Genomic DNA, 6,916 nt, shown 5'->3' on the forward strand with positions numbered 1-6,916 from the left:
CCATGGTTAGGGTAGGTTACGAATCGCCGCGGTGACGTCATTTGTCATCGCAAACCCAACCGATCAAGGCGGTGCATTGCCGGCATGCTGAACCCCTATCAACCACCCGCAGAGAGGGTTGCCGAGATCGGCCCCGCTGGAGAACTGACGGCGCATTTTCAATTGAATGCCAAGCAGATTCACTATGCCGAATCCAAGTTCCTGCTCTACCGCCTAGGGGGACGTTTAACACTGGCATCGCTGGTGATGATCGCCCTGACACTGTTCGTCAGTTTCGATTGGCCGATCCTGCGGGCGCTGCATCTGCTGATCCGTCAGTTGGGTGTGATGCTATTGGCGACTGCCGTCTACTTGGCGTTGATTCATCGTCTTCGCGTCCGCCTACGTACAAACCTAGCCGCCAAGGGCGTGCTGCCTGCCACGATGGTCACGGTCACGCAAACGGTTCGTTTGTTGCGTTGGAGCACGCCCGGTCAAACGCACGAGTATCCGCTTGTCGACCTGCACTGCATTCGAACGGCAAAGGGAATGGTGGTCGTTGTGTCGGAAGACCTGTTTTTGTTCATTCCGAAACGCGCGGAGTTCAATACCAGCTACCGTGAATTTTTCCGTCGCATGACATCGCCCGATTCAGAGAAAACCAACGACTTCTAACGTTGGTATCAGGTCACCAGCATGCCGACGATGCCCGCGACCGTGACGTAGTACAGGAACACCAGCGATGTAATGCGAATGATATCGCCTTCGCGGCCGACCAATCCTACCACGGCGCAGGCGGCGACCACGTTGTGAACGCAGATGGTGTTTCCGGCCGCGCCGCCGACCGCCTGCAGCGCAACCACCCAAATTGGATCGACACCGATATTTTCGCCGACCTGGAATTGGAACAACGAAAACATCATGTTGCTGATCGTATTGCTGCCGGCGACGAAGGCTCCCAATCCGCCGACCAAGGGAGACATCAGCGGCCAAGCGTTACCGGCCAGGGAGGAGACGCCCGCTGCCAGCACTTGGGGCATCGATTCGTAGCCCGCCGCGCCGCTACCGCTGTTGATAAAGACCTGGACCATCGGCACCGCGAATAACAGCGCAAGCGAAGCGGATGCCACCATCCGCAATGAACGCGAGGTGGCGGTCACGATCGCAGCCCGATTCATCTGATGTAGCACCGCGGTCAGCGCGCAGACGACCAAGAACAACGCACCGGGAAGATAGAGTGGAGCAACCGGTTTGATGCTGATGTCGGATCCGAACACGTTCTCAGTCAACGCTTCGTCGCTGGGGATCGTGATCGACCGCAGCCAGTCACCCAGCGGCAAGGACGGCAAACGCGACATCACCAGTAACACGGCAATCATCAGGTACGGCAACCAGGCCTTCCAAGCCGCGAGAGATTGTCGAGGTGGTTGAAGATCGATGCTGACATCGCCGTTCCAGTGGCTAGGCCACTGCGCCGGTTCGGCAAATTCCCAGGCCGGTTCGTCGGGCATCAACCAGCCACGGCGGGCGACGGGAACGACCAAGATCATGCCGACCAATGATCCGAGCAGCGAGGGAAACTCCGGACCCAGCGTGTGCGCGATGATCGTCGATGGGATCGTCATTGCCAGCGATGCGAACAACGCAAATTTCCAGACTCGCAAGCCATCAAGCCAAGATCGTTTGGCACCAAAAAATCGGGTCATCACCGTCACGACCATTAACGGGATCAGGCTGCCGGCGATCAAGTGCATCAATGCGACGCGTTGGCCGACCAACGGCAAAACGTGACTCCAGATGTCAGCGCCGGCACCGAGTTCGCGATGGGCATAGTCGATGACCGATTGGCTGCCGTCCAAGCCGTTTTTCACGCCAACCAAGATCGGTGTGCCGACGGCTCCGAACGAAACCGGTGTGCTTTGAATGAGCATTCCGCTGACCACCGCCGATTTGGCCGGAAATCCCAGTCCGACCAGTAGCGGGACACAAACTGCCGCCGGTGTGCCAAAGCCCGCGCTGCCTTCGATAAACGAGCCGAATAGCCAAGCGATCAAAATCACTTGCACGCGCCGGTCCGCCGAGACATTGGTGAACCCGCTGCGTATCACCGCCAGTCCGCCGCTTTCGCAGAGAGTATTGAGCAGCAAGATGGCGCCAAAGATGATGAACAACAACTGCGCCGTGACAACCAAACCGTTGATCGATGCCGCGGCGATCGTTGCCGCGTCGAGCCGCCATAACGTTGCGGCAATCAAGACCACGGAAAGGTAGGCGATTGGCATCGCTTTGGCGGCTGGCAATCGCAGCCCGACCAATAGGATTCCGACCACCAGGATCGGCGTGAACGCCAGCAGTGGTGCGATGGAGTCGAGCATGTTGGACGATAGCAGGGCGTTGGGGAGAACGCTTGGTCATATCAGACGAGGCTGCATGATAGCACGTCGTGAATCACCTGACCGTGCACGTCGGTTAGTCGGCGATCAATGCCATTGTGATAGTGTGTCAGGCGTTTGTGTTCCAATCCCAATAGATGCAGGATGGTCGCATGGAAATCGTGCACAGTGATTGGGTTTTGTTGGGCGAGGAAGCCGAATTCATCGGTGGCTCCATAGCTGTATCCTTTCTTGACCCCTGCACCGGCCAACCAGCAAGTGAACCCGCCGGGGTTATGGTCTCGTCCATAGGTCCCGGCCTGGAACATCGGCATCCGGCCAAACTCGGTCGCAAACACAACCAGCGTTGATTCCAACAGGCCACGCTGTTTGAGATCTTTGAGCAGGCCGGCAACGGGTTGATCCAAGATTTCACCGTGAACGTCGTATTGTTCTTTCAAATTGGAGTGACCGTCCCAATTGATGCGGCCGCCGGAAGCATAGGCGCCGTTGAAGATCTGCACAAAGCGTACGCCCTGTTCGATCAAGCGACGTCCAAGGATGCAATTGCGCGCAAAGTCAGATTTGTGTTGGTTGGGACTGTCGGCACCGTACAGTTTCAACGTCTGCGAGGTCTCGTCGTTCAGTTGGGTCACCGCCGGCACGGACAACTGCATCCGCGCGGCCAATTCATAGCTGGCCAATCGTGCCGCCAAGTCTTGGTCGCCCGGATAACGTTTCTGTTGCAGGTTCTCCAAAACACGCAACGTGTCGCGCGCCGCCTGGTCGGCGCCTTGTGGCAGGTCCGGCGGGGATTGCAGGTAGCGGATCGGTTTGGTGGTGCTAAGCGGAGTGCCTTGAAAAGCAGCTGGCAGAAAACCATTGGCCCAATTGTTCGGTCCTGATTGAGGCATCCCACGCGGATCTTCGATGGCGACAAAGGCTGGCAGATCCTGGTTTTCGCTACCGAGCGCGTAATTGACCCAGGCGCCTATGCTGGGGAATCCGTCAAAGGCGAACCCGGTGTTCATCACATTTTCAGCCGGCCCGTGGGTATTGGACTTGTTGGTCAGCGAATGCAGGAAACAGATTTCGTCCGCCATCTCGCCGATGTGTGGGACCAGATCGGATACCATTTTTCCCGATTCACCACGGGGGCGAAATTTCCACAGCGGTTGAGTCAGATTGCCGTTGGGGCCTTGGAAAGAAACCAGTTTGTCATTGCCGGGTAGGGGTTGTCCGTGGCGACGAATCAGTTCAGGTTTAAAGTCAAACGTATCAACGTGGCTGATCGCACCGGAACAAAAGATCTCGATCACACGTGTTGCTTTGGCCGGGAAATGCGGTGGCCGCGGTGCGCAAGGTTGGGTGGAGTCGATCGCGGGGGATTCTGCTTGCACCGATCGGTCCAACAACGATGCAAGCGCAATCGAAGACAGGCCGCCAGCGGCACCGGTCAAGAAATTTCGTCGTGGCAAATGAGAATTCATGTCACTCAACGCAGGTATACGAATTCGCTGGTGTTCAAAATCACGCGACAGGCCTGTTCCAAGCCATGGTTATTAGCAAGTGTCAACAATGCATCCTGCTCTTTCGCCGAGGGAGGCCGTGACAATGCGATCGAGTAGGCACGTTGCAATGCCGATTGCAAATCATCATCGCTGTGTTTCCGTAGTCGATCGGCAAAGAATTTCGATTGTCGATTGAGAAATGGGCTATTGAAGAGTCCCAATGATTGAATCGGAGTGATCGACTGGTTGCGGCGAGGCGTCATTTGCCCGGCGTCGGGACAATCGAATGCACCAAACACATCGACCGATTGCATGCGAATTTTGTGGGCATAGATCATCCGCCGCCAACCGTCGGCGTCAAAGGTTTGTTTGGGTTGGTAATCCGAGAGTCCGCCACGTTGATTGAAAAAATCAAACCCGCGCCCGGACATCGAACGATTGAGGTTTCCGCTGGCTTGTAGCACGCTGTCACGGATCGCTTCGGCATCCAACCGCCGGGGTGGGAACCGCCACAACAATCTTGTGTCCGCATCGACGCGCAGCGGACCCGACCGTGGTCGGCTGGATTGTTGGTAGGTTTGTGAGGACATAATCAGACGGTGCAGTTGTTTGGCGGACCATTCTTGTTTGACGAACTCGACCGCTAGCCAGTCCAACAAATCGGGATGGGACGGGGGTTCACCCATGCGTCCAAAGTCAGATGCTGTTTTCACCAATCCGACACCAAAGTGTTGTTGCCAGATTCGATTGACCATGACCCGAGCGGTCAGCGGATGATCGGGTTGGACTAAATGGTCAGCCAACGCCAATCGGCGATCGGGTTCGTGGGCGGGATGATTGGTTGGCGGCGAATGATCGAGTGCAACTGGCACCGCGGCGAAGGTTTCCTGTCTGGGTTGCATCGGGTCGCCGCGATGCAGAAGTCTGGTTTCATTCGGATCCGCCGCGAATTTCGCCGCGTAGGTTTGCGGCCCATCGCTCAGGCGTCGTAGTTCACTCTCACGGGCCCGGATTCGCGCCAGCAACTTGTACAGGGACGTGGTTTGGTCGGGATTCATTCCTCTGATCGCAACCTCGGCAGCGGATCGTCGGTCGTCGATACGAGGCAGTCTGTCGTCGGTTGTGGCGACGGTGATCCACCGGCCCGAGCGTGGATCATGAACTTGCACGTAGTAGTCCAGCGGAATGCTTGCACCACCGTGCCAAGTGATCCGATCGATTGATGTTGGACCGGGCAGCTGAATTTCCAGCCATGCAGGTCCACGCTGGGCTGCGACCCAAGGAAACGCTTGCCGACGGTCGATTGAGCCGTCAACCAGGTTGTCGAAGTGCCGTGTTTGATTGGCCAGTGCAAAGCTGGATGCTGAAACCGACGCACCAGATGAGGCGAGGGCAATGTTATTGGATGGGTTGTTGTCGGTAGGTGTGGTCCAAATTTGGAATTCATATAGCGATGCGGTGCCATTGGTGGTTGCATCGATTTGCATCCGAACGGCGTCTGCAATCTGCGCTGGGAATGATTCGGTTTGAACATTGTCCAACGCCGGGCGCAGTTGGAATTGTTGCCGCATCGATTCCAATTCGTTTCGCAACGAATCCAGTTGGTCGCGCACCTCAGGGATCTGAGCGGTCCAAGTGTCGTTTTGCGGACCACGAAGTCGACGATTGCCATACTGCAAGCCGGCAAAAATCGCCTGCAAGGCGTAGTAATCGTGTTGGCTGATCGGATCAAATTTGTGGTCATGGCATCGTGCACAGCCGACGGTCAATCCGAACAAGCTTTGGCTGACCGTACGAACGACTTCGTCCAATTCATCCTGTCGTGCTTGACGCATCGCTTGTTCATCGCGACCGATCTGGCCGGGCAAGTTCGCCGGGCCGGCGGTCAGGAACCCCAGTGCGGCGTCCGCCCCAGTGACATCGCCAGCAAGTTGGTCCAAGATAAATTGGTCGTACGGCAAATCGTCGTTGAAAGCAGCAATCACCCAGTCGCGGTAGTGCCAAGCATCACGTCGCTCGGCATTGGTTTCGAAACCGACGGTTTCGGCCCAGCGAATCACGTCCAGCCAATGCTGGGCCGATCGTTCGCCGTAGCGAGGCGACAGCAGCAAGCGATCGATCACGGATTCAAACGCAATCTCCAATGGTTCAGGGGCACGCACGAACGCGTCGGTTTCATCAACACTCGGTAGCAAACCCGTCAGATCCAGCGTTGCACGGCGCAGCAAGGTTGCACGATCGGTGATCGGCGACGGGGTCAATTGGTTGTCATTCAAACGCGCGATGATAAAGGCGTCGATCGGGTTTCGAACCGACCGGCCGTCGGCGGCCTGGACGATGGGAACCGGCGGCTGTCGCGGTGGTTTCAGGGACCAGTGGTCAGTCGAACTTGGATCATTGAATGGGCCGAATGTTTCGACAATCCAATCCAGCAATGCACGCCGCTGGCGGTCGTCGGGTTGTGTCTCGTCGGGTGGTGGCATTTCCCGCGAATTGATTTTTGTCCAAATGCGGTGCCAATGTTCGCGCTGCTCTTGGATTTTAAGATCATCGCTCGCAGCGATACGGAAATCGGCTTCGGCCTGGTCATCGCCGTGGCAGTCAACGCAATACCGTGCGGCGAATACGCTGCCGGGTGAATCGGCGAAGGAGGTATCGATCGCTGTGAGTGCCAGGATCACCAGGATCAATGATTGAACATGTGATCGTCGGTGAAATTGAAATGTGTGTGGCATGGCGGGAGAGCAAATCGCTGGCGGGGACCCAAACGCTGGTGGGTTTGGGGATTTTGAAGTGGCGCTTCGATGGTAACCCGACGCGTCAGTTTTGAAGTTGCGCTTTTATGGTAACCCGACCGGGCTGTTGATTTAATTAGCCGGTCGCTAGTTGGTGTGGAGGATTTATCCGACCGGCTTTATTCTTCGCAGAAAACCCTCACCCAAGTCGGATGAATCCTCCACACCAGCGCCGCTGAAGATTGAATCAACAGCTCTCAGATAGTGTGCAACGGCCCTAGGCAAATTGCTCGGGCGTCACCAGCAACTGAACCTGTGG

The 6,916-nt window shown here is 56.7% G+C and carries 4 protein-coding genes; 1 reads left to right on the forward strand and 3 read right to left on the reverse strand.

Annotated features, from left to right (window positions below; genetic code table 11):
* The first annotated feature begins 84 nt into the window (after nucleotides 1-84).
* Complete coding sequence (locus tag NHH03_RS17535) at nucleotides 85-654, forward strand: YcxB family protein (protein ID WP_253158283.1); 570 nt, start codon at nucleotides 85-87, stop codon at nucleotides 652-654.
* Nucleotides 655-662: 8 nt separating this feature from the next.
* Here NHH03_RS17535 and NHH03_RS17540 read toward each other — a convergent pair whose 3' ends face one another.
* Genes NHH03_RS17540 through NHH03_RS17550 form a run of 3 tightly spaced genes read right to left on the reverse strand, consistent with a single transcriptional unit; the run spans nucleotide 663 to nucleotide 6,597 of the window.
* Nucleotides 663-2,354: an L-lactate permease gene (locus NHH03_RS17540; RefSeq protein ID WP_253158284.1), complete on the reverse strand. Its 1,692-nt coding sequence runs from the start codon at nucleotides 2,352-2,354 to the stop codon at nucleotides 663-665.
* A 41-nt stretch (nucleotides 2,355-2,395) separates the two neighbouring features.
* On the reverse strand, nucleotides 2,396-3,841 hold the full coding sequence (locus NHH03_RS17545) for a DUF1501 domain-containing protein (RefSeq protein ID WP_253158285.1): 1,446 nt from the start codon (nucleotides 3,839-3,841) through the stop codon (nucleotides 2,396-2,398).
* Nucleotides 3,842-3,846: 5 nt separating this feature from the next.
* Nucleotides 3,847-6,597, reverse strand: coding sequence for a PSD1 and planctomycete cytochrome C domain-containing protein (locus NHH03_RS17550; RefSeq protein ID WP_253158286.1), 2,751 nt, complete (start codon nucleotides 6,595-6,597; stop codon nucleotides 3,847-3,849).
* Nucleotides 6,598-6,916 lie beyond the last annotated feature (319 nt).

This window comes from Stieleria tagensis (genome assembly GCF_024129865.1).
Classification (GTDB): domain Bacteria; phylum Planctomycetota; class Planctomycetia; order Pirellulales; family Pirellulaceae; genus Stieleria; species Stieleria tagensis.